This is a genomic window from Celeribacter baekdonensis (assembly GCF_003047105.1).
GTDB classification, from domain to species: Bacteria; Pseudomonadota; Alphaproteobacteria; order Rhodobacterales; family Rhodobacteraceae; genus Celeribacter; species Celeribacter baekdonensis_B.
Window position 1 is genome coordinate 309,426 of sequence record NZ_CP028472.1, and the last position, 23,566, is coordinate 332,991.

A 23,566-nucleotide genomic window follows, 5' to 3' on the forward strand; every position below is an offset into this window, starting at 1 on the left:
CGGACGTTCCGCATGTGGTGATTTCACCGTCTGCGGGGGGTCACTTTCCCTCGACTGACATTGTTCACATCCGCGACCTTCAAGGGGCGTTTTCGAGGGATATACATGAACCGCTTTACCGTTTTGGCCGCATCCGCTGGCCTGCTCTCACTCTCCGCGCCGGTTGTCGCGCAGGACACATTCGTTTTGGACGAGATCATCGTCACCGGCGGGCTATCCCCGATTGCCGCCGAAAAATATGGCCGCGCCGTCAGTGTCGTGACCGCAGATGACATCAAGGATCGCGGCATCACCACGGTGCAGGACGCGCTGCGCGCTTTGCCCGGTGTATCGGTCAGTGGCTCTGGTCCCAGTTCGACCCAAGTTCGTATGCGTGGCGGCGAGGGCAACCACACGCTGGTCCTGATCGACGGCATTGCCGCCGCCGGGGGCGATGGGGAATATATTTTCAGCGGTCTGGAAACCGCCAATATCGAGCGCATCGAAGTGCTGCGCGGCCCGCAATCGGTCTATTACGGCTCAAATGCTTCCGCCGGTGTGATCAACATCATCACCCGCAAAGGCGGCGAGGGCACAACACTGAATGGTCGCATTGAGGTTGGTTCCGGCACCACCGCAAGCACCTTTGTGGCACGCAGGGACGCGCGTGGCGGTGTGTCTTTGGCATTGTCACACATGGATGATCCGGGCTTTGATCAATCGGGCGATGGTGGTGAAAAGGACGGGCTGACGCGCTCCACCGCGATCCTGTCGGGCGATTATCAGGCGACGGACGCTCTGAAACTGGGCTTTACCCTGCGCCGCTCTGAGGAACGCTACGAATATGACAGCGCAAATTGGCTGGCGAGCGATGCGGACAGCTATATGATGGATGATCCCAGCCAGTATGCCAATCGTGATGAGCTGACTGCTGGCGTCTTTGGCGAATACAGCATGATGGAGGGGCGATTGACCCACCGTCTGGCCGTTGAAACCACCCGCAATCAGTTGCAAAACAATGGCGGGGCCACCACCAAAACCACCACTGACGCGGTGAAATACCGGCTCAGCTATGGCATTGACGGCGCGGTGGATCAGGCGGATCAACTTGTGAACCTTTTGCTGGAACATCGCGAAGATGACAGCAGCTCGAACCCGGCCTATGGCCGCGCGGCAACATCCGTGGCACTCGAATATCGCGGTAGCTTTGCCTCAGGGTTTGATGTTCAAGCCGGAGCGCGGTTCGACGACAACGATGTCTTCAAGGATGCGACAACATGGAACCTCGGCCTGTCCTATCTCATGGACAATGGTGTGCGCTTACATGGCTCTGCGGGCGAGGGGGTGGTCAATCCCACCTATTTCGAACTCTATGCCGACGCCTTTGGTTATACTGGGAACCCGAACCTGCAACCCGAGCGCAATCTCAGCTATGATCTCGGTGTCGAACTGCCGATTTTTAGCGATCGCGGCACGGTGGATGTGACCCTGTTTTACGAGCGGCTGAAGGATGAGATCACGGACCTCAACACTGGGCCAGGAACCTACACGAGTATCAACCAGATCGGGAACAGTCATCGACGCGGCGTTGAGATTGCAGGTGTGCTTGAGGCCACCGACGCGCTGTCTCTGCGTCTAGGCTACACCTATCTTGAGGCCGAAAACCCCGACAAAAGCGTCGAAATCCGCCGTCCGCGCCACGAATTGACACTTGGCGGCACGCTTGACGCCTTTGGCGGGCGCGGCTCGGTTTCGGCCGATCTGCGCCATGTGGCGGGCAATTACGACACGCAGTACTGGGGGAGCTATCAAACGGTCAAACTGCCCAGCTTCACCACCGTCAATGTGGCGGCGCATTATGATCTGACAGATCATGTGCAACTCACCGGGCGGGTCGACAATCTCTTTGATGCGGAGACCACCGATGTTTGGGGCTATGCCACGCGGGGCCGCGCCGTTTACGTCGGGCTCAATGCGCAGTTCTAGGGCCATTTTTGGTCTCGCTCTGTCGGGGGTGCTGATATGCAGCGCCCCCGTCATGACGCACGCGGAGGCCCCCGCACGCGTTGTCTCGATGAACCTGTGCACCGATCAGCTTGCGATGATGCTGGCCGCACAGGGACAATTAAAATCGGTGTCTTTCTTAGCCTCAGATCCGCGCTCGTCCGCAATGGCGGACGAGGCCAAAGCCTATCCCGCCAACCGCGGTCAGGCCGAAGAGATTTATCTGATGCAGCCTGATCTGGTGGTTGCCGGGGCATATACTTCTCGCGCCACCGTCGCCTTATTGCAACGTCTGGGCATACGGGTCGAGATTTTCGCGCCTGTCACCACACTGGACGACGTGCCCGCACAGATCGCGCGGATGGGCGATGTTTTGGGCCAACAGGACAAAGCCGCAGAGGTCATTACGGCCTATGACGCGGATTTGAAAGCCTTTCAAAATGAGGGCGGTCGTAGCCCCACCGCCGTGCTCTATGAGGCCAACGGCTATACCTCAGGGGCGCAAAGCCTGTCGGGACAAATCTTGGCCACGGCAGGGTTCACCAATCTGGCCGACGAGCCGACCTATGCCTGGGGCGGCAACATGCCTCTTGAGGTGTTGGTGATGAAAGCCCCCGAAGCGGTGATCACCAGCCGGCCCTATCCGGGCGGCTCGCGCGCCGAAGATATCCTGAGCCATCCCGCCCTGCGCGCCACCCAAGACAGACGCGCAAACGCCAGCGTGTCCGATAGCGATTGGGTCTGCGGCACGCCTTATGTTTTGCACGCGGTCGCGCAGATGGTAAGCCTGCGCCATACGCTGACAAACGGAGAGGATTGATGCGCCTCTATGTGATCCTTTTGATCCTGATGGGGACGCTTTTTGGCGTGGCCTTGATGATCGGCCCGGCAGGCATTGCGCCACTGGACAGTTTGCGCGCGCTGGTCTTTGGCGGCGATGGTCCCGTACCGCTGGTGATGCGTGAAATCCGCCTGCCGCGTGCGCTTTTGGCGCTGATGATCGGGGCCGCTCTTGGGATGTCAGGGGCGGCGATGCAGGGCTATCTGCGCAATCCATTGGCCGATCCGGGGCTGATCGGCGTGTCGGGATCAGCGGCTTTGGGCGCGGTGATTGCGATCCAAACTGGCATAGCGGCCACCGCCACGCTGGCGCTGCCGTTGTCGGCGCTGGCGGGCGCATTGATCGGGGTGGTCTTGGTGTTGGCTTTGGCGGGCCCTCGCGGCGGGTCATTGACGCTGATCCTTGCGGGCATTGCGATTTCGGCCCTTGCCGGGGCCTTGACCTCTTTGGTTTTGAACCTGTCGCCTAATCCTTTCGCGGCCAATGACATCGTGTTTTGGATGATGGGTTCTCTGGCTGATCGGTCGATGACCCATGTCTGGTTGGCGCTGCCGCTGATTGGTCTGGGGCTGGGGATGTTGGCGATGATGCGCCGGGGGCTTGATGCGCTGACATTGGGTGAAGATGCGGCGCAAGCGATGGGGATCAACCTTGTTCAACTGCGCCTGTTGTTGGTGTTTGGCACGGCCTGTGTGGTTGGCGCCTCCACCGCCGTTGCGGGCGCGATTGGGTTTGTCGGCCTTGTGGTGCCGCACATGCTGCGTGGCTTGGTCGGCGCCCGTCCCGGGCGGCTTCTCTGGGCCTCAGCCCTTGGAGGTGCGGTGATGCTTTTGGCGGCGGATAGTGTTGTGCGGGTGATTTTACCCATGCGCGACCTGAAACTTGGCGTGGTGACGGCACTGGTCGGTGCGCCGCTGTTCCTGCATCTGATTTATCGCACGCGGAGAGGGCTATGACGTTGCTCTCTGTCAAAGGGCTCTCCGTTTCGCTTGGCGGCAGGGCGGTGTTGCAAGACGTCTCCCTGACCGTACAAAAGGGCGAAGTCGTCGGATTGATCGGGCCAAATGGCGCGGGAAAGACCACGCTGATGCGCGCTATTTTGGGGCTTTTACCGCATCAGGGACATTCGTCTTTGGCGCAACTGCCCCCACGGACACGGGGCCGAGCCGCCGCGTGGATGCCGCAATCGCGTGAGATCGCGTGGCCGGTGTCGGTTGAAACATTGGTGACGCTGGGCCGCACGCCGCATTTGACGCCGGGGCAGCGCGCCACGGCCGAGGACCGCGCGGCGGTGGATCGGGCGCTTGAGCGGATGGGGCTGGCCGCGTTCCGCCATCGCATCGTCACGGCCCTGTCGGGGGGCGAACAGGCCCGCGTTTTGATGGCGCGCGCTCTGGCGCAGGAGGCGCCGCTTTTGATGGCGGACGAACCGATTGCCGGGCTCGACCCCGCGCATCAAATTTCGACCATGCGCACCTTTGCATCGCTTGCCGCCGAACAGGGGGCAGAGGGGCTGGCAGAGGGACGCGCGGTGATCGTGTCGCTGCATGATCTGGGTCTTGGTGTGCGCCATTGCACGCGGCTGATTGTGCTGGATCAGGGGCGTATCGTTGCCGATGGTGCGCCCACCACGGTGCTGACGCCCGCGCTTTTGCGCGATACATTCGGCATTTCGGCCTGGTTCGAAGCCACGCCCAAAGGTCCGGTGTTTCAGCCGCTCGAGGTGTTGGAATGAGTGTCGAACTGACCCGACCATGGCTGTCGTTCGATCTTGGGCAGGAAATGCAGGTGCTCAGTTGGGCGCTGAACCGTCCGGGGTTTGTCACCGCGCGGCGCATTCTGTGGCGCGAGGTGCGCAACGCCGATCTGACCGAAACATTGGATGCGCGCGCATGGCTTTTGGAGGAATTGGCGGGGCTTGGAGCACAGGACGCCGTGGCCTTTTTAACCTCGCGCGATGTGCGCCGTTTTCAACATGCTGAGGCGGTGGTGGAGGGGGTTTGCGCTACGTGCGTGGCCACCGTTGGCCTGTCCAATGCCGAACGTGTGGGGATGCGGGTGGTGCGCCCTCAGGGGGCCTGGGGCACAATCAACATCGCGGTGCGGCTAAGCCATGGCCTGTCGCAGGCCGGGTTGATTGAGGCCCTCACAATCATCGCCGAGGCCCGCACCACAGCCATTCTTGACGCCGCCCTGCCGCTTGAGGGTGGCGCCGCAACGGGCATGGCCACGGGGACCGGCACCGACTGTATCGCGATTGCCGCGCCACAGGGGTCTGACGATTATGCTGGCCTGCACACGGCGGCGGGCGAAGCGATTGGCGCCGCCGTCTATCGTGCCACGCTTCAAGGCGCGCAGGATTGGCTGGTTGATCGCCAGTATTTTTCCTAAAACGGCCATCAAAATCCACCTCAGTTTGCATAGGCCTGACGGCGATCTTTGGGTCATCCAAAGCGGTGTCGCGTCAATTTTGACTGCTGTATGAATGAAAACAAACGGCTTACCTGCGCCGTTGTGCTGAGTGTTGGCAAAAATTCAGGTTCTGATCACGCAGGTATTGTCATGTTATTACATTTCCTTTATCTGAACTGTTACGTTATAAAGTAACATATCATGCCGAAGGCTGCCCCGCGCAGATTTTGACATGTTGTGCACCACAGGAGATGCCCCATGACCGATCCTCGCCTTCCCGTCACCGTTTTGTCCGGCTTTCTCGGCGCGGGGAAAACCACGCTTTTGAACCGGGTGTTGAACAACCGCGAGGGGCGGCGCGTGGCGGTGATCGTCAACGACATGTCAGAGGTCAACATCGACGCCGATCTGGTGCGCGAGGGGGGGGCAAACCTCAGCCATACAGATGAAACATTGGTCGAAATGTCGAATGGCTGCATCTGCTGCACCCTGCGAGACGATCTTTTACAAGAGGTGCGGCGGCTGGCCGAGGATGGCCGGTTTGACTACCTGTTGATCGAGTCGACCGGAATTTCTGAACCTCTGCCCGTGGCCGCGACCTTTGATTTTCGGGATGAGGCCGGCGAGAGCCTGTCGGATGTGTCGCGCCTCGATACGATGGTGACCGTGGTCGATGCCGTGAACCTGCTGCGGGATTATTCCAGCCATGATTTCCTGCGCGACCGGGGCGAAACGCTGGGCGACGAAGACGAACGCACCTTGGTCAACCTCTTGGTCGAACAGATCGAATTTGCCGATGTGGTGATCCTCAATAAGGTCGGTGACGCCGATCCGCAGCAGGTAGACGCCGCGCGCAAAATCATCCGCAGCCTGAACGCCGATGCACGGATCATCGAGGCCAATCACAGTGAGGTGCCGACGGAAGCGATCCTCGACACCGGGTTGTTTGATTTTGAGAAGGCGCATGAACATCCGATGTGGGCCAAGGAACTTTATGGCTTTGCCGATCATGTGCCCGAGACCGAAGAATACGGCGTCACCAGCCATGTCTACCGCGCCCGCCGACCGTTTGAACCAGAGAAAATCATGGCGGTATTGAACGGTGAGATGAGCGGCGTGATCCGCGCCAAAGGCCATTTCTGGATCGCGACACAGCCGGATTGGGTGGCGGAATTCTCGCTTGCCGGGGCGCTGTCGTCGGTCAAACCTCTTGGCACATGGTGGGCCTCGGTGCCCAAAGACCGCTGGCCGGACAATGACAGCGCGCGCGACTATATGACCGCGCATTGGGCCGAACCTTGGGGCGACCGCAGGCAGGAAATCGTCTTTATCGGCTCGGGGATCGACTGGCCCACGCTCAAGGCGCGTTTGGACGCCTGCCTTGTGCCCGAACATCTGGCCGCCAGCCCCGATGCACGGACCGATTTGCCTGATCCCTTTCCGGTCTGGCGGCGTGCGGCGGTGGCATGAGCCCTCTTCGCCATTGCCCAGAGGCCTCGGAGGCGGCGCGATGAGAGCGACGAACCGAGGCACCACGGGCCTTAAACCCAAACGCCGCAGTGAAGACCCGATGCGCGCCTATGACAACTTGCCCGCCCCCGTGCGCGCGTGGTTGTCAGAGGCCACATTGCCGTGGTCACCCGCATCCTGTCGCAAAATCGTACGGCGGGCACAGGCGCGGGGCGAAGGGCTTGCACAGATATTAGCGCGCCTTGATCGCGCCGAACAAAAAACCCTCGCCCGCGACAGCACCTATGCATTTGCAGCCTCTAAGGCCGCCACCCCTCTCACACATCAGGACCGCCCCACATGACACGACCTTTTCTGAGCAGAGCCGCCGCACTCCTTTGCCTTGCGCTCCCAAGCCTAGGCCATGCCAATGACACGCTTGACGTTGTCGCCGCTTTCGAAATCAAAGCCCCGAACCCGCAACCAGCGGACATATTTTTTCGCGCATGGGCGTGGCGGAAACCCTCGTCAACGCCGATGCCGACGGCACGCTCACACCGGGTTTGGCCACGCAATGGCGGGTGTCCGAGGATGGGTTAGTCTGGACCTTTGGCCTGCGCAAGGGCGTCATGTTTCATGATGGCACGGCGATGACCGCCGACAGTGTGGTCAACGCACTGACCATCGCACGCGGCAAACCCGGGCCTTTGGCAGGGCTACCAATCACCGCGCTTGAGGCCGGAGAAGACGAGGTCATCCTCACCCTGTCCGACCCTATGGCCGCCCTTCCGGCCTTTTTGGCCGAAGCCCGGTCGCAAATTCTTGCACCGGCCTCCTACGCCGCCGATGGGGCAGGGGTCGCCATCATCGGCACCGGGCCTTATCGGATCACCGCATTGGAGCCACCGCTGAGCCTCGACGCCACGGTATTTGACGGATATTGGGGGCCGTCGCCGCATATTTCGGATGTCACCTATTCGGGCGTCAGCCGGGTCGAAACCCGCGCGTTGATGGCCGAGTCCGGCGAGGCCGAGTTCGTCTTTGGCCTCGATCCGGCCAGTGTCTCACGTTTAGGGATGCTCGATGCGGTTGAGGTTTTGTCCGTCCCCATTCCCCGCACATTGCTGATCAAGGTCAACGCCGGTCATCCCTTCCTTTCAGACGCCCAAACCCGCCGCGCGTTGAGCCTTGCCATTGATCGCACCGGCATCGCCAAGGCGGTTTTGCGCTATCCCGAAGGCGCATCTCAGCTTTTCCCACCCTCCGTCGCAGGTTGGCATGACGCGGGTCTCGCGCCGTTGAGCTATGACGTTGAGGCCGCAAAGCGCCTCTTGGCGGATTTGGGCTGGGTGCCGGAGGAAGACGGCATTTTGACCCGTGACGGCGCAAGATTCGCCCTGACATTGACCACCTATGCGGATCGCCCTGAACTGCCTTTGATTGCCGCCGTGTTGGAACAACAATTCCGTGCCATTGGCGTCGATGTGACGATCAACACCACCAATTCCTCTGAAATTCCCGCCGGACATCAAAGCGGGTCCCTTGATCTCGGCCTCATCGCCCGCAATTTTTCTCTGATCCCGGACCCGATTGGCACCGTGCTGTCCGATTATGTCGACAATGGTGATTGGGGCGCAATGAATTGGCACAATGCAGAGTTTGCCAGCCTGGTGCGGGCGATCGCGCGCGGCGAAGAGAGCACTGAGGACCGCAGGGCGGCAGCGGCCATTTTGCACGCCGACCTGCCGATCATTCCGGTCGCATGGTATCAACTCACACTTGCCGTCTCTGACCGGGTCGAAGGCGCAACCATTGATCCCTATGAGCGCTCCTTTGGCCTGCAAAACATGCGGTGGGCGCAATGAACGCGGTGGTAACGCGGCTGATTCAGGCGCTCATGGTTGCGCTTCTGATTGGCACAGCGACCTTCATGATGATGCGCAGCCTGCCCGGAGACGCGGCGTGGCGGATCGCGGCGGGACGCTATGGCTATGACAATGTCGATGCCGCAAGCGCCGACGCCGTGCGTGCAGAACTGGCCCTTGATGGCCCAGCGTTTCCGGCATTTTTACACTGGCTGGGCGATTTGGTGCGGTTTGATTTTGGCACCTCCCTCGTGTCGGGACGGCCAGTGATGGAGGAGATCACGCATCAACTTGGTGCGTCGACCTCTCTGGCGGGCGCGGCCCTTTTGCTGTCGCTGTTGATCGGACCGCCTTTGGGCGTGATCGCGGGTTTGCGGCCCGGCGGGCTTTTGGACCGTGTCTTGCTGATCACCTCAACCGGGATCAAGGCCATGCCGCAGTTTCTATTGGCGCTGGTGCTGATCGTGATCCTTGCGGTGCAACTGCGTTGGTTGCCCGCTGCGGGCCATGGTGATCTGCGCCATTTCATCCTCCCGAGCCTGACGCTTGCGCTTGGACTGGCCGCTGTGAATGCCCGGATCACCCGCGATGCGATGGCTCGGATCGCGGATATGCCGTTTTGGCGGTTTGCCCAGTGGAAAGGCCTGTCTGAACGCGAAACCCTGCTGCGCCACGGGCTGCGTCATGTCTCGGTGCCGTTGATCATCTATCTGGGCCTGCAATTCGTGACGCTCGTCGAAGGCGTGATCATCGTCGAATCGATCTTTGGCTGGCCCGGGATCGGTCACGCGCTGGTCCATGCCATTTTCTCGCGCGACGTTCCGATGGTTCAGGGCACGGCGCTGGTGCTGGGGCTTGGTTTTGTCCTCGTCAATACCGCGATTGATCTCGCGGTACGGCGACTTGATCCGAGGGTGGCGGCATGAGCGTGGTTGCTCTTTCCGCGCCGCGCCGTGCGGCTTTGCCGCTGTCACGCAGCATTGGTGCAAGTCTCGTCTTGGGGGTCGCTCTGCTGGCCTTTCTGGGTCCATGGGTCGTTCCGGGTGATCCTTTGGCACAATCCTTGATCAAGGCCCTCTCAGGTCCCGACGCCTTGGCCCCCTTGGGCTATGATCACCTTGGTCGCTCCGTGTTTCACCGTTTGGCCCACGCCCTGCACCTCTCGCCACTGATCGCCTTGGCGGCGGTGGCCACGGCGGGGGCTTTGGGACTTGTCCTTGGCACGCTTGCGGCGGCCAAAGGCGGCTGGGTTGATCGGATTTTGTCGATGCTGGCCGACGCGCTTTTGGCCCTGCCGGGTTTGCTTTTGGTCTTGATCATTCTCGCCATGGTGCCCGCAACCGCATTGGGGTTTTGGCTTGGGCTGTCGCTGGTGCTTTGGGTCGAATTCTTTCGGCTCACCCGCGCCGCCACGCGCGACACCTTGGCCTCCCCTGCCGTGCAAGCCTCGCGGTTGCTGGGCTTCGGCCCCGTCTACCTCTTTCGGGTTCACATCTGGCCAGAAATCGCACCGATGATGTTGACAGCCGCCGCTTTTGGCACCGCCACGGCGATCATGGCCATTGCAGCCCTCGGGTTTGTCCATGTGGGCATGCGCGCACCAACGCCGGAACTCGGTCTGATGATGGTCGAATTATTGCCCTATTGGCGCGAAGCACCGCTGGCGTTGCTCTCGCCGGTTGTAGCGAGCTTTGCCCTGCTTTTGGGCCTCACCCTTATGGCCGGGAGCCGCGCAACATGAGCCTTTTGAGTGCCGAAGACCTCTGCGTGCGCAATTCTGTGCGCGATGGAAACACCCCGCTTGTGGCGCAGCTGTCGCTGCATCTTGATCCGGGCGAGCCCTTGGTCATTCTGGGCGAAACCGGGTCGGGCAAAAGCCTGATTGCGCAAGCGCTTATGGGGACGCTGCCCGAAGACCTGAGCGCCAAGGGGCGCGTTGCCATCGGGGCACATATCCTCAATGCCGCCGCTCCGGATCAGTTTCGCGGCCTTTGGGGCCGTGCCATCGGCGTGTTGCCACAGGAGCCTTGGCTGTCGCTTGATCCGCTGATGCGCGCACAGGGTCAGATTGCAGAGGCACATCGGTTGGTGCGCGGTCTCAGCGCATCCGAGGCCCTGTCTCGCGCGAACACCGATCTCTCTGCGCTGGGTCTGTCCGGGGCCGGGGGCGGTTTCCGCATGAACTGTCCGGCGGCATGGCACAACGCGTGGCGATTGCCGCAGCGCGGGCAGGCGGCGCGCGGATTGTGATTGCAGATGAACCCACCAAGGGATTGGACGCCGCGCGTCGCGACGAGGTGGCACAGCTTTTGCTCAATGAAATGGGCCAGACTGGCGGGTTGATGGTGATCACCCATGACCTAGCTCTGGCGCGTCAGATCGGCGGGAAAATGATTGTTTTACGCGCAGGCGAGGTCGTGGAAAGCGGTGCAACAGAGCGCGTCTTTGCCGCGCCGCAAGCCAACTACACCAAGGAACTTTTCGCCGCCGATCCCGAAAACTGGCCGCAACGACGCTCAGGGATCAAGTCCCACGACCCTGTCGTAAGTCTGCGCGATTTGACCGTGGTGCGCGGCGAACAAACCCTGTTTCAGCGCGTCACGTTGGACATCAAACCGGAGGAAATATTCGGCGTTACCGGGCCTTCGGGATGCGGGAAATCCTCGCTCGGGGACGCAATCCTTGGGCTGGTTGCGCCAACGGAGGGGGCTATTTTGCGGCGCCCTGATGTTCGGCCTCACGCCTTTCAAAAGCTGTACCAAGACCCGGTCGCAGGCTTTCCCCGCAAACGCACGATTGGCAACACGATGATGGATATGGTGACGCTGATCGGCGGACGAACGCAGCAGATCGACGCCCTTATGGACCGTCTCGGGCTGGACCCCAGCCTGTTGCGGCGCAGACCCGGCGCGGTGTCGGGCGGCGAGCTTCAGCGCCTGTCGTTGTTGCGGGTGTTATTGCGCAAACCCGCGTTTCTGTTCGCGGATGAGCCAACCTCAAGACTGGACCCGATCACCCAAGCCAAAGTGATCGCACTTTTGACGGAGACCGCCGAGCAAGACGGCGTGGCCCTTATGTTGGTCAGCCATGATGCGGCGCTGATCCGCAGCACCGCCGACACCATCCTGCCGTTAGGCATGCCGGTGCGCCACACCAAAGCGCCGCCCAAACGCCAGACCGCATCTGCGTTGCAATAACCGCCATATTTTGACTTATATGACCCCGAAAGGACCCTTTATGAAACCCACCCGCCTTGCCCTTATGGTCGCCCTCACCGCCACACCGCTTTGGGCGCAAGAGACCCGCGAACTGGACGCCCATGTCCATGGCGTCAGCACGTTGGATTTGGCCGTCGAAGGCACGATCGTCGAGATGAACCTTATGTCCCCCGGTATGGATCTTGTCGGCTTTGAATACGCCGCCAAAACGGATGCGGATAAGGATAAAGTCGAGGCAGCGATCCGGGCAATATTGCTGCCGGAAAATGTCATATCATTGCCTCAGGCTGCGGACTGTCGGGTGACCGAAGTGTTGGCCCATCTTCACGCGGGCGACAACGATCACGACCATGATCACGACGAGGCGACCGATGCGCATAGCCATGATGAGGGAGAGGGCCACGATCACACGGAGGCCGGAGCACATAGCGAATTCCACGCGCGCTACATCTTTGCCTGTAGCCACCCCGAAAAGCTCACCACCCTTGGCTTCCCCTTCTTCGAACGCTTTGAAAACGCGCAGGAGATTGAGGCACGCTATATCACCGCCCATGGCGCAGGCGCGGCGGAAATCGGCCGCTCGACCGCTGAATTGACATTGGACTAAACATGACGACACCCGCCCTTGCTCTTGATGATGTTGCCTTTTCCTGGCCGGGGCAGGGCGGGTTTTCTTTGACATGTCCGGCCTTTGTGGTGGCGCCAAGTGAACGGGTTTTGCTGCTCGGGGCCAGCGGGTCGGGGAAATCCACGCTTCTGTCTCTGATCTGCGGCATCGTCCCCGCCACGCGGGGTAGGGTCTTGGTTGGTGGCTCCGACCTTGGCACCTTAGGTACGGGCGGCCGCGACCGGTTCCGGGCCGAACAGATCGGCGTGATCTTTCAGCAGTTCAATTTGCTGCCCTACGCGACGGTCATCGACAACATCCTCTTGCCGCTGCGCTTTGCGCCCAAACGGCGGACCCGCGCCGGGGTCGCGGTGACAGAAGCCGCCCGGCTGTGCACAGCACTTGGCCTGCCGGGCGATGTTTTGCACATCCAAGCGGGGCGGTTGAGTGTGGGTCAGCAACAACGCGTCGCGGTGGCGCGCGCCCTGATCGGTGCACCACCTTTGATCGTCGCTGACGAACCCACCTCGGCGCTCGATGCCGCGACCCAAGACAGTTTTCTCCGCCTGTTGTTTGACCGCACAACCGAGGCGCAGTCGTCGTTGTTGATGGTCAGCCATGATGAACGGCTCGCCCCGCGGTTTGACCGGGTGCTCCACCTTGTCGATCTTGTGAACACGGAAAGGAGCGCAGCATGATCTTGCGTCTGGCCATCGGGTCTTTGCGCGCGCGCGCCCTCACGGTTGGCATGACGATTTTGGCCATCGCGCTTTCGGTGGCGCTTTTCCTTGGTGTGGAGAAAATCCGCACCAGCGCACGCGCCAGTTTTGCCGACACGATCTCGGGCACGGACCTGATTGTCGGGGCGCGCTCCGGGTCGGTACAGCTTTTGCTCTATTCCGTTTTTCGCATCGGCAATGCCACCAACAACGTCACTTGGGACAGTTATCAAGACATCAAAGCCCGCCCCGAGGTGGATTGGATCGTGCCAATCTCATTGGGGGACAGCCATCGTCAGTTTCGCGTCATGGGCACAACATCGGGGTTTTTTGAACATTACAAATACCGCGGCGGCCGGGCGTTAGAGATCCCCGAAGGCCACGGGCTTGAAGACCTTTACGATGCGGTCATCGGTGCCGATGTGGCCGCCAGTTTGGGCTATTCTGTCGGCGATCCGATCATCGTGTCGCATGGGCTTGCCTCCTTCACCGCCCATGACGATCAACCGTTTCGGATTGCGGGCATCATCGCCAAAACCGGGACGCCGGTGGACCGAACGGTGATCGTCAGCCTTGAGGCGATTGAGGCCATCCATGTCGATTGGCAAACGGGCGCGAAGTCCGGCCAGATCACGCCGCGCGAGGTCATTCGCGACATGGACCTGACGCCTACGGCAATCACGGCGGCCCTGGTTGGGGTCAAGTCGCGGTTACAGGTTTTTGGCCTGCAACGCTGGGTCAACGATTATCCCGAGGAACCTGTGTTGGCCGTCCTACCGGGAGTGGCGCTTCAGGAACTTTGGCAAATCGTCGGGGTGGCCGAAACCGCCCTGATCGGCGTGTCCGCGATGGTGGTGGTGACGGCACTGATCGGCATGATGGCGATGATTTTCTCAAGCCTCAATGAGCGCAGACGAGAAATGGCGATTTGGCGCGCGATGGGGGCACGGCCCAGCACCATTTTGGGCCTTTTGGTGCTTGAGGCGACGCTGATGGCGGTGGTGGCGGCTTTGCTTGGCCTCGGGCTTTTGTACCTCGGCCTCGTGATTGGACAGCCTTGGGTGGACGCCGCCTTTGGGATTTGGTTGCCGATTGAGCCACCTTCGCTGCGCGACCTCTTGGCGCTTGGTGTCGTCATCGGCGCGGCGGCGCTCACCAGCCTTATTCCGGCGCTGAGGGCCTATCGCTTGTCGCTCGCGGATGGCATGATGGTGCGGATATGAAAACACAGCTCCCCCTCACGCGCAGACAGTTCGGCTGTCTTGCCCTCGCAACCGCTGCGCTCCCGCGTATGGCATTTGCCATGCCGTTTCAGGACCTCACCTGGGAGGAGCTGATCCCGCCCGGCGTGCCCTATTCCGAAATCATCGGCGAAGGCGCGCTTGATGAGAAAAACGACACATGGAACCCAATCTTTGACGAGAACGCGACCAAGTTGAACACGGCGCTGGATGGCGCATCGGTCAAATTGCCGGGCTACATCGTTCCGTTGGAGATCGGAGCAGAGGGCGTGAGCGCATTTATCTTGGCACCCTATACGGGCGCTTGCATCCACGTGCCGCCACCACCGGCAAATCAGTTGGTCTATGTGACCTCACAAACGCCCTGGCCCTTGGACAAGCTGTTGGATGCGATATGGGTCTACGGCCGGCTGAACGCCCGGTTGCAATCGACGGAGATCGCCGAGATTGGCTATGAGATCGTGGCGCGTAAGATCGAGCTTTACGACTGGTAGCGGCATGCCTTTGTCTGGTCCCTCAAAAGAGTCCGGCTCAGCCTTTGCTCTCGAAGCGCACGACAAATTTGATCGGTTGTCCTGTTGGTGTCGGTGCAAACGGGCCAGCGCGTTGGACTTGGGCAAGCGCGACTTTGTCGATCCCGGCGTGGCCCGAACTTTGCACAATCGCCACGTTTGAAATCCTGCCCGAGGCGGTGATGGTCAGACCCACCATCGCTTTGCCCCGCGCGCCCGCAGAGCGTTTTGGCACCCGCGCGATTTTGCGCAAAATCTGACTTTGATAGGACCGAACGGCCCCATCTCCGGCGGTCGATGCCGTGGATTTGACGGGTTTTTGCGATGCCTGTGCTTTTGTGCCGCCCGGCGTTGCCGTTGCTGCGCCTTTTTTGGCATGTGTTTCGGCATTGCCAGATGTGGCGGGCGGTTGCGTTGTTGTTTTTGCAGCGGGCTTTGGTGGTGATTTTGGTGGCGGTGCTTGCGCGGTTATGCGCTCCTGTGGGGCTTGTGCTGTCACACGCGGACTGTCGGGCACAAGCGCCTTGGGCGGGGCGGGGGCTTCGGTCGGGGTGCGCATATCCGGGCGCGAGACCTCAGGCGTTTGAGTCGCAGGAACAGGCGGCGTTTCCATCGGAACAACCGGATGCACGGAACCTGCGACCAAGTCTTCGAACCCCAACCCAAGCGCCACATCACCCGCCACCGCGCCACCATCCAAAATCGGCGCGGGTGCGGCGGGCATCCAACCGGCGGCAAAGACATGCGCTCCGACAGAGACACAAAGCGCGCCAAAAAACCAAGTTTTTTTCATGGCAAAGCCCTTTCGGTCATCAGCCGGACATCTGTGCCGCCACCTGCGATGGCGATGTCGCGCGCCAAAGCCACCAAGGTCTGCGCGGGCACGCGGGCATCGGGCAAAATGCGCAAGCCGCCAGAGGGTGCTGATGTGTCAGCCGTGGTCGCCGTCACAAAGGCCTCGACCGTCGTCGCTGTCCCGCGCCACATCAAGGAACCGTCCTGCATCAGCACCAAGGCATCAGGCGGCGGCACCACATCGGGATCATCGGTGCGCACCAATGTGACCTCCGAGGGCAGGGGGCGAGCGACCTGTGCCGCCACGAGGAAAAAGATCAGCATCAAGAACACGACATTGATCAGCGGCAATGTCGGCTCTGTGCGAGACGTGCGGCGGGTGGACAGGCGACGCATGGTTCACTCCAAAACAGCAAATCTTGTGTTGGGCAGGGCACTCAACACATGGACCACGTCGACAAACCCCTGCGCGTCGGCGTCTTTTGACACCGACAACAACAGGCGGGCGTGGCCGTCGCGGCGAAACGGATCAACGGCAGCACTGACATCGGCCAATGCCGCTCTACGGCCGTTGATCAAAACACCACCGGCATCGAGCCGGGCAAAGACCACCGGAGTGTCGTCGAAATCGGGTGACGCCGCGCCGCCGGAGACGGTCAAATTCACCTCACCAAATTTCGAAAATGTCGAGGACAGCATGAAAAACAACAGCAGCAGAAAGATCACGTCGATCAGCGAGGTGAGCGAAAGCCGCCCCCGTGACGCGCGCGGATTACCCGGCATGGACCGGCTCCATCAGGCGCTCGGATAAGGCGGACGTGTCGAACATGTCGGGCATCAAAACCTCCTCAAACGCGTCCCGCAACGCGCGCTCATGTCGCTCCAGACAACCATCAAACCACGACAGCGCCATCGAGGTCGGCATCGCCACGATCAGACCCGCCGCCGTGGTCACCAAAGCGACCCAAATCCCGCCTGCAAGCACCGCAGGATCGGCTGTGCCGCCCGCCGATTGCAGAGTTTGAAAGGCGGTGATCATGCCCAAAACCGTGCCAAAAAGCCCAAGCAGGGGGGCCACCTGCGCGATGATATCCAACAGGCGCAGACCCCGCCCGGCGCGTTCGAAATCCCGCTCCATCCGCGCGGTTGCGCGGGCGCGAATATCGGCCTCGGTCCGCCCGGATCGTTTGGCGGTTTGGGTCTGAACCACAATGTCGCGACCAAATCCACGTGACACCTGCGCGCCGATGCCGTTGACGTAAAACACCAGTGCTTTCCACAGGATACAGGCCAGCGCGAGCACGGAAAACCCAATCAAAAGGGCCACAACCGGCCCGCCCAAGTCAATCAGCTCGGACAAACGAAGCAGAGTGTGGGACATCATTGTTGCACCTCCATCGTGTTACTGCGCGAGGTGAAGGAAATATCCCCCCCACAGGCGTTGCCGGCAAAGGTGGTGCAGGTCTCGACACTGTTGAACAAGATCATGCCGACATCGTCACAACGGGTTTGCGGTATATCGAATTGCCGCACCCGCAACCCGCCCTCGGGCACGGTGCCGAAATCAAACAGGGTAAAGGCGCGCACGCCACCCGCCTGGTCGAACAGCACCGTCTGTGTTTCAAGCGCGCTCAGACCCGCAGGGGCGGTCACGGTAAAGGTCAATCGACAAGCGTCCTGCGCGGCTGTCGCGGTGTTCAATTCGACGACAGGCGCGTCAAAAGCGACAGCAACGCCCGCACTCAGACAAAGCGCGCAGGTCATTGGGATCAAACGGTTTGGTGGGAAGATCATGTCATCTCCATCAGATCAAGAGTGAGGGGCACCGGCGGAGGTGCGGATGTGATTGGGGTGATGCGAGGCGGCTTGTGGCAAAATCCACGGCCCGCCAAAGGGCGGCGGCGTGTTGGTGCGCAGAGTACAGCCGTAACAGGCCGAAAGATGTGCATCGGTGAACACCTCTTTCGGGGTGCCAACACCTTTGACCCGGCCTTGGTCCAACAGCGTCACCCGATCTGCAAACATGGCGGTGAGGTTCAAATCATGCATGACGGCGACAACCCCACCGCCCATTTGGGCAAAATCATGGGCAATCTGCATGACCACCAACTGATGCCCAATATCGAGCGCCGAGACAGGTTCATCGAGAAACAACCACCGCGGCGTGTCGTCCAAAACGGGTTCCCATATTTGCAATAAAACCCGCGCCAATTGCACCCGTTGCCGCTCGCCGCCGGATAGCTCTTGGACGGAGCGGGCTTCAAACCCGCTCAATCCCACCCGCGCGAGGGCTTGATGGGGCAGGGTGTCTTGTGCCGTGGCGCTAGAGGTCGCAAAGCCGCGTGTTAAGCCCAGCCGCACCAGTTCCAAAACCGTAAAGGGAAAGGCAACATGACCCGATTGCGGCAATACGGCGCGGCGCGTGGCCAAGTCAGCTGGAGACATCTGTGCGATGCTTTGCCCATCCAGACGGGTCACACCACTTGCGCCGATCTCGCCGGTGATGGCCTTGAGCAAGGTGGTTTTGCCCGATCCGTTGGGGCCGACGATGGCGGTCATTTCCCCGGCTTTGGCGGTGAAATCCACCCCATCCAGAACCCGGCGGGCACCGTAGGCGACGGTGATATTATGAGCCTCAAGCATGGTTACATCTCCAAAATCGCGCGGTTTTTGAGCAAGATCCACAAAAAGAACGGCCCGCCCAACACGGCGGTCACAATCCCGATGGGAAGCTCTGCGGGGGCCACAACGGTGCGGCTGATCATGTCGGCCAACAGCACCACAATCGCGCCCAAAATGGCGGCATTGGGCAGGAGCAGACGGTGCACCGGGCCTTGCACCAAACGCAGCAGATGCGGCACGACGATGCCCACAAACCCGATGCCACCCGTGATCGCGACACAGGCCCCAACCGAGGCTGCGACGCTGAGAATGGCGAGACGTTTCATCCGCTGGACATCAACACCAAGGTGTTTGGCCACGGGTTCGCCCAAGGCCAAAGCATCCAGCGCACGCGCCAGGAACGGCGCGCTGATCAAGGTCAGCACGATGATGGGACCGGCGGCGAGGAGTTTGGCCCAAGTGGCGCCTGCGACCGAGCCCATGCCCCAAAAGGTCAGGTCGCGCAATTGATCATCACTGGCGCGATAGACGATGAACCCGGTGACTGCTCCGGTGAGCGCGCCCAAGGCAATGCCCGCCAAAAGCATCGTCGCAACAGAGGTGTGCCCGCCGCGTGTGGCGATTTTATAGAGGACAAGCGTTGACGCCCAACCGCCCAAAAACGCGGCGAAGGGAATGAGAGCGGCCCCCGTGGCGGCTTGGATCGCGGCCGGAAGAAACCCGCCCAAAACGATGGCGGCCACCGCTCCAAACCCCGCGCCTGCGCTCACACCGACAAGGCCGGGATCGGCCAAAGGATTGCGAAACAGCCCCTGCATGACGGTGCCAGACACCGCCAAGGCCGCACCAACAAGCGCGCCCGTGACCATGCGGGGCATCCGAATGTCCCAAACGATGGCCATATCGCGCAGGCTGGCTGTGCCGATCCCGGCTTTCGCGGCCAAGGCACCGGGCACGTCAATGCCGGAGGCCGCGCCCCAACCGAGACTGAGCAACATCACCAAAAGCAACGAGAGACCCAACGCCATACGCAGGGCGAGCGCCCGCATTTGGCGATCCCCAGCAAGCGCTGTGGTGGGGCGGCGTAGGGCGAGACGCGAGGGCATAAACGCCATGGATCAGTCCGCCGCCTTGCTGGGGGAGGGCGTTTCCACAAGCGCGTCATGCAAGTTTTGCGCAAAGAGCGCGGTGCGCGGGCCAAATCCCATCGCAGCAGGGTCGATTTGGACAAACCGACCGTGAGCCGCGGCGGGACTTTGCGCCAAAGCGGGCAGGGCAAAGATCTCGTCGGCGCGGCCTTCGTGATCCGCCTCGCCCGTCATCATCACCACGACATCCGGCGCGGCTTCGATCAGCGCCTCGTCGCCCATGATCTTGTAGCCGTTGAACGCAGCGGCCATGACGTTTTCACCGCCCGCCATCTCGATGATGCCATTCGCGCCGGTCTGCGCACCCGCGACGTTGAGCCGCCCGGCTTGGTTCGAGAGGATGAACAGGATGCGGGGCCGCTCTGTTTGTTTGGCGAGAGAGGCCTCAAGGTTCACAAATTGTGTGGCAATTGTGGCGTGCAATGTCGCCGCCGCCTCTTCTGCACCAATCGCGGCACCGATGGCTGTCACATTGTCCAAAACTGCCTCTTTGGTGAAACTGTCATGGATGCTGACCACCGGGATCGAGGCCGCGCGCAGTTGATCAAGCGTCTCGGGCGGTCCCGCCGTGTCGCGGGTGACAATCAGATCGGGACCAACGGACAGCACCCCCTCCGCCGACAATTGGCGCATGTAGCCAACATCCGGCAGTGCCGTCACGGCCTCGGGGTAGAGCGAGGTGGTGTCACGGGCAATCACCCGTGCGCCTTCTCCAAGGGCGAAAATGGTTTCCGTCACCGGCCCGCCAATCGCGACAATGGCCTGCGCATCGGGATAGCTTTGCGCAGCGGCCGCTGTGGGAAGCGCGAGCGCGAGGGCAAAAAAGGTAGACCTCATGCCAAGGCCTCCTCACGGGTCGGCAGGGCAGCCAGAATGCCGTGCCATGTGGCAAGATCATCGGTGTCACCGTCGCGCTGACCGAAACATTGGAAGATCAAATTGCCTTTGTCATCAAAGGCTTCTAGCGAAATTGCCGGACCGCGTTTGGTCGGTTTTTCGACCACATAGACCTCGGCCACATGATCCGCGCGCAGATGCAGGTTGAACATCGGGTCCAGCACGTTGAGCCAGGGCCCCATGACTTTGATCGTCTCAAGCTTGCCCCAATGGATCTGAATATTGCCGGGATTGCCCACAAACAGGATCACCTTTTGACCCGCCTTGGACACCGCATTCAGGAAAGGTTCAACACGGTCCGACGCAACCGGACGCACCCACGCGGTGCCGAGAGCCGCACGATAGGCGCCAAGGCGGTTCATGCCGAGTTTGCTGGTGATCCGGTTGAATTGATGCGTGTCGCTCATCTTGGCCCATTCGCTGAGCAAAACGTCGCGCTTGTCCATATTCATCGTTGCACCTTGCACCGGCGCACGGGGGGCGACGGGGAGTGTGTCGCTTTGATCCGCGATGGCGAGATCGGACACCAGCGGCCCCCAAGCCGCATGGTTCGAGCTGTCACGCAAATAGATTTTTTGCAACGCATCACCCGCATGATCAAAAAACTGAAGCGATTTGCGGCTGCCGGTCTCAGTGGGTACTTCAACGGCAAAGCCGAAGGCCCAATGTTTGGGAAAAATGCGCGTGTCGATGTCCGGCCCCAGCACCATCGAGGCATGCGGCCCGGCGCGGTACTCCAGAAACGTGCCAACGCGTTCGTGAACGCAGGACGCATTGCGGGTCAGCGCCATCACCTCGCCCAGCTCTGTGACGCGCGGTATGACGTCGTCGGGGTGAGGCGCAATGCGGGTGACACGATGCGCACCATGGGTGCCGGTGAAGGCGGCCACCAATTGGGCCTCAGAAATGCCGAGTTTTTCGGCGAGATCGCGGTCCCGGATATTGGTGGCATCAGCCTTGGCGTTACGAATGTCGGAGGGGGTAAGATGTTGGGTCATAGTGTAATGTCCTAGTGTGCGTTTAGGGCGCGCGTTGGAGGCCGCAAAGGGGCCAACGCGCGCAAAGATCAGAAATTTGATCAGAAAGTTTTGGTCAGAGACAGCGTGACAGTGCGCCCCGGTGCCGTGCGGCTGCTCAGATAGGGGCGGTAATCCTCGTCAAAGAGATTATCGACGGAGGCGCGGAATGCGACACCTTCGGCCCAGCCCTTGTTGGGGATATAGGCCGCGCTCAGACCCACGGTCGTGTAGCTATCGCTTGGGGCCGTGGCCCCGTCTGTGCCTGTGGTGCGGGAGTTGCTCCATCCGTGGAGGATTTCGGTGGAGAGAGTGAGTTGCGTGTCAAACATCCGTTTGCCCAACGTCAATTGTGCGGTGTCTGCCGGGGCGTTGTTGAAATCCTCGCCGGTGCCCCATTCGCCGCGTGTCATCGAGGCGTTGAAATCAACGTAATAGGCCCCGGTGACGTAAGAGGCCTCGAATTCCAGCCCTTTGAGATCAATCACATCGCCATAGGCAAAGCTGGCCGTGGTGTAGGTGGTGTTGTCCCAAACATGGGTTTTGAACCCGGTCAGTTTCGCCCGCACCCGATCCCCCGCGCCGAAGACATCGGAGGCATCATAAGAGACGCCGACTTCGACGGTTGTGGCCTTTTCCGAAGTCGTGATCAAATCTGAGCGCAGATCGTCCAAGATCGGCAAGTTCTCGTTATAGGCCAGCGTGCCAAAGACCGCGAAACGATCGGTGACGGCATAGCGGGCAGAAAGCGCCCCAACCAAAGCGTCCTTTTTGAACGTGGTGCCATTTGCCGGGCCGGGAACACCGCGATAGGGGGCTTCGTTGTCGCGCGAGGTCAGGGTCTGATGCTCGTAGCGCAGTTGCGGGGTTAAGGTCAGCGCGCCAAAGGTCATCTCATCAGTGGCATAAAGTGCCACATATTCATCCGTACCACCGGGGGTGGACCCAGCGTTGGTGCCGGTGTCGCTGATTGAGGTGCGGGTTCTTTTGCCGATCTCGATCCCGGTCAAGACCGAATGATCGACCCTGCCGGTTGCAAAAAGCGCTGTGTTTTCGACAGAAAACGCCAGGCCTTTGGTGCGGTTGTCGGCGTTGTAAATATCCGAAGACGTTGTATCCGAGACGTTGGAAATCAACTCGTCCGAATAGGTCAATTTCGCCGTCAGATTCACGAGGTCGGTCGAGAGCGGATTATAGTCGAGCGCCAAAAAGGCGGTGGTGTCCTCGATGTCGGCATCGACGCGGACGGGAAACGAAGACCCGATGTAATCAAAGCTAACGTCTTTGAGGCGGTTTTGCGATTTGGACACCGATCCGGTGAAACTTAACTCATCGCTCGCGCGATATTTGAGTTTCAGCATCGCTGAGGGCAGTTCAAACCCCGTATCGGCCTGTTCTGTGCCGGTTCCGTCAGTGTAATCGCCGTTTTTACGATAGCCGTAAAAGGCCAAGACATCGAGTTTGTCATCCGGTGCAAAAGCCAGAATGGTGCTGCTCAGCACCCCGTCGCCGTTGCTCTCATAGGCGAGTTTCTGGCGCAGCGCGAAACTGTCGCCATCCTCAAGAAAATCAGCCGCATCCTTGGTTTGGGCTTCGACTGTGCCGCCGATGGCACCAGCCGAAAACCGAAAACTTTCGCCGGGCCCACGCACCACGCGCACCGATTTGAACAGCTCTGGTTCCATCGTCAACAGGCTGCCTTGGCGGTAAAGTTCCTCTTGGCCCTTGGACACGCCGTCGATCACAACGGACACTTTGGTGTTGGACCCGTAGGTGCCCGCATCGGCGCCAAGTCCGCGGATGTTGATAGAGGAACCTTGCGGGCTGGCCGCGTTGGACAGGGTCACGCCGGGGATGGTGCCGAGCAATTCGGCCAAGGTCGACGCCTGTCGCGCGTCCAATTCCTCTTGCGAGATTTCGGTCTCTGAGGTCGCGGTGTCGGTTTGAATACCACGCAGGCTTTCGCCCAGCGTGACGGTTCCGATGAACGCGCCATAGGGTGAATCGGTGGTGAAATCGGTGGACGTGCCGGTGCCGTCTTGTGCAAAGCTCGGCAGGGCGAATGCGGGCGTGACAGCCAAAGCCGTCACAAGAGCCCGCAGGCTCGTGTGCGTGATCATAAGTATCCCCTCAAGGTGCCTGGAAATGCTGGCTGCCAAAGGGGAGCTTGCGTCTGTTGCGTTTAAGTATTTAAGGCGACTGTTTTTGTCAAGAATAAGATTTGCCGCGCTGAAGACCCTA

The 23,566-nt window shown here is 60.7% G+C and carries 26 protein-coding genes; 16 read left to right on the forward strand and 10 right to left on the reverse strand.

What is annotated here, in order from left to right; genetic code table 11:
- Positions 1-105 precede the first annotated feature (105 nt).
- From DA792_RS01470 to DA792_RS01540, 16 genes are all read left to right on the forward strand, one after another.
- The gene (locus DA792_RS01470; protein ID WP_107717761.1) at positions 106-1,965 is read left to right on the forward strand and encodes a TonB-dependent receptor plug domain-containing protein; all 1,860 of its coding nucleotides are present in this window, start codon (positions 106-108) and stop codon (positions 1,963-1,965) included.
- Entirely contained in the window at positions 1,952-2,803 is an 852-nt protein-coding gene (locus DA792_RS01475) for an ABC transporter substrate-binding protein (protein WP_439099355.1), read from the forward strand. Before DA792_RS01470 ends, DA792_RS01475 begins: the two co-directional genes overlap by 14 nt.
- A complete protein-coding gene (locus DA792_RS01480; protein WP_107717766.1) occupies positions 2,803-3,780 on the forward strand; it encodes a FecCD family ABC transporter permease in 978 nt (325 codons plus the stop codon). The genes DA792_RS01475 and DA792_RS01480 overlap by 1 nt, the downstream gene beginning before the upstream one ends.
- Positions 3,777-4,559 carry an ABC transporter ATP-binding protein gene (locus DA792_RS01485; RefSeq protein ID WP_107717768.1) on the forward strand — a complete coding sequence of 261 codons (783 nt, stop codon included), beginning with the start codon at positions 3,777-3,779 and terminating at the stop codon, positions 4,557-4,559. Before DA792_RS01480 ends, DA792_RS01485 begins: the two co-directional genes overlap by 4 nt.
- Positions 4,556-5,215, forward strand: coding sequence for an adenosylcobinamide amidohydrolase (locus DA792_RS01490; RefSeq protein ID WP_107717770.1), 660 nt, complete (start codon positions 4,556-4,558; stop codon positions 5,213-5,215). The genes DA792_RS01485 and DA792_RS01490 overlap by 4 nt, the downstream gene beginning before the upstream one ends.
- A 279-nt stretch (positions 5,216-5,494) precedes the next feature.
- Positions 5,495-6,706, forward strand: coding sequence for a zinc metallochaperone GTPase ZigA (gene zigA / locus DA792_RS01495; RefSeq protein WP_107717772.1), 1,212 nt, complete (start codon positions 5,495-5,497; stop codon positions 6,704-6,706).
- Between the two features lie 40 nt (positions 6,707-6,746).
- Positions 6,747-7,049 (forward strand): DUF6525 family protein, encoded by a 303-nt coding sequence (locus tag DA792_RS01500; protein WP_107717774.1) that lies wholly within the window; start codon positions 6,747-6,749, stop codon positions 7,047-7,049.
- A gap of 142 nt (positions 7,050-7,191) precedes the next feature.
- Complete coding sequence (locus DA792_RS01505; protein ID WP_107717776.1) at positions 7,192-8,550, forward strand: ABC transporter substrate-binding protein; 1,359 nt, start codon at positions 7,192-7,194, stop codon at positions 8,548-8,550.
- Positions 8,547-9,476: an ABC transporter permease gene (locus tag DA792_RS01510; protein ID WP_107717778.1), complete on the forward strand. Its 930-nt coding sequence runs from the start codon at positions 8,547-8,549 to the stop codon at positions 9,474-9,476. Before DA792_RS01505 ends, DA792_RS01510 begins: the two co-directional genes overlap by 4 nt.
- Entirely contained in the window at positions 9,473-10,291 is an 819-nt protein-coding gene (locus tag DA792_RS01515; protein WP_107717780.1) for an ABC transporter permease, read from the forward strand. The genes DA792_RS01510 and DA792_RS01515 overlap by 4 nt, the downstream gene beginning before the upstream one ends.
- Positions 10,288-10,800 (forward strand): ATP-binding cassette domain-containing protein, encoded by a 513-nt coding sequence (locus DA792_RS23125; RefSeq protein WP_368074454.1) that lies wholly within the window; start codon positions 10,288-10,290, stop codon positions 10,798-10,800. The genes DA792_RS01515 and DA792_RS23125 overlap by 4 nt, the downstream gene beginning before the upstream one ends.
- Complete coding sequence (locus tag DA792_RS01520; RefSeq protein WP_368074455.1) at positions 10,746-11,747, forward strand: ATP-binding cassette domain-containing protein; 1,002 nt, start codon at positions 10,746-10,748, stop codon at positions 11,745-11,747. Before DA792_RS23125 ends, DA792_RS01520 begins: the two co-directional genes overlap by 55 nt.
- A 40-nt stretch (positions 11,748-11,787) precedes the next feature.
- Positions 11,788-12,375: a DUF2796 domain-containing protein gene (locus DA792_RS01525; RefSeq protein ID WP_107717782.1), complete on the forward strand. Its 588-nt coding sequence runs from the start codon at positions 11,788-11,790 to the stop codon at positions 12,373-12,375.
- 2 nt (positions 12,376-12,377) lie between these two features.
- The gene (locus DA792_RS01530; protein WP_107717784.1) at positions 12,378-13,073 is read left to right on the forward strand and encodes an ABC transporter ATP-binding protein; all 696 of its coding nucleotides are present in this window, start codon (positions 12,378-12,380) and stop codon (positions 13,071-13,073) included.
- Positions 13,070-14,317, forward strand: a complete 1,248-nt coding sequence (locus DA792_RS01535) for an ABC transporter permease (RefSeq protein WP_107717786.1) — start codon at positions 13,070-13,072, stop codon at positions 14,315-14,317. Before DA792_RS01530 ends, DA792_RS01535 begins: the two co-directional genes overlap by 4 nt.
- Positions 14,314-14,829 carry a DUF3299 domain-containing protein gene (locus DA792_RS01540; protein ID WP_107717788.1) on the forward strand — a complete coding sequence of 172 codons (516 nt, stop codon included), beginning with the start codon at positions 14,314-14,316 and terminating at the stop codon, positions 14,827-14,829. The genes DA792_RS01535 and DA792_RS01540 overlap by 4 nt, the downstream gene beginning before the upstream one ends.
- Positions 14,830-14,866: 37 nt before the next feature.
- On the opposite strand, the gene DA792_RS01545 is transcribed toward DA792_RS01540, so the two are convergent.
- The 10 genes from DA792_RS01545 to DA792_RS01590 form a co-directional block, all read right to left on the reverse strand.
- Positions 14,867-15,640 carry a TonB family protein gene (locus tag DA792_RS01545; protein WP_107717791.1) on the reverse strand — a complete coding sequence of 258 codons (774 nt, stop codon included), beginning with the start codon at positions 15,638-15,640 and terminating at the stop codon, positions 14,867-14,869.
- A complete protein-coding gene (locus DA792_RS01550) occupies positions 15,637-16,038 on the reverse strand; it encodes an ExbD/TolR family protein (RefSeq protein WP_107717792.1) in 402 nt (133 codons plus the stop codon). Before DA792_RS01550 ends, DA792_RS01545 begins: the two co-directional genes overlap by 4 nt.
- Before the next feature lie 3 nt (positions 16,039-16,041).
- Positions 16,042-16,425: a biopolymer transporter ExbD gene (locus DA792_RS01555; protein ID WP_107717794.1), complete on the reverse strand. Its 384-nt coding sequence runs from the start codon at positions 16,423-16,425 to the stop codon at positions 16,042-16,044.
- Complete coding sequence (locus tag DA792_RS01560; RefSeq protein ID WP_107717796.1) at positions 16,415-17,026, reverse strand: MotA/TolQ/ExbB proton channel family protein; 612 nt, start codon at positions 17,024-17,026, stop codon at positions 16,415-16,417. Before DA792_RS01560 ends, DA792_RS01555 begins: the two co-directional genes overlap by 11 nt.
- Positions 17,023-17,436 (reverse strand): hypothetical protein, encoded by a 414-nt coding sequence (locus DA792_RS01565; RefSeq protein WP_107717798.1) that lies wholly within the window; start codon positions 17,434-17,436, stop codon positions 17,023-17,025. The genes DA792_RS01560 and DA792_RS01565 overlap by 4 nt, the downstream gene beginning before the upstream one ends.
- A gap of 15 nt (positions 17,437-17,451) precedes the next feature.
- The gene (locus tag DA792_RS01570; protein ID WP_107717800.1) at positions 17,452-18,285 is read right to left on the reverse strand and encodes a heme ABC transporter ATP-binding protein; all 834 of its coding nucleotides are present in this window, start codon (positions 18,283-18,285) and stop codon (positions 17,452-17,454) included.
- Between the two features lie 2 nt (positions 18,286-18,287).
- A complete protein-coding gene (locus DA792_RS01575; protein WP_107717802.1) occupies positions 18,288-19,379 on the reverse strand; it encodes a FecCD family ABC transporter permease in 1,092 nt (363 codons plus the stop codon).
- A 3-nt stretch (positions 19,380-19,382) separates the two neighbouring features.
- Complete coding sequence (locus DA792_RS01580) at positions 19,383-20,249, reverse strand: heme/hemin ABC transporter substrate-binding protein (protein WP_107717804.1); 867 nt, start codon at positions 20,247-20,249, stop codon at positions 19,383-19,385.
- The gene (locus DA792_RS01585) at positions 20,246-21,307 is read right to left on the reverse strand and encodes a hemin-degrading factor (protein ID WP_107717807.1); all 1,062 of its coding nucleotides are present in this window, start codon (positions 21,305-21,307) and stop codon (positions 20,246-20,248) included. Before DA792_RS01585 ends, DA792_RS01580 begins: the two co-directional genes overlap by 4 nt.
- A gap of 80 nt (positions 21,308-21,387) precedes the next feature.
- Positions 21,388-23,445 carry a TonB-dependent receptor domain-containing protein gene (locus DA792_RS01590; RefSeq protein ID WP_107717809.1) on the reverse strand — a complete coding sequence of 686 codons (2,058 nt, stop codon included), beginning with the start codon at positions 23,443-23,445 and terminating at the stop codon, positions 21,388-21,390.
- Positions 23,446-23,566: the final 121 nt, after the last annotated feature.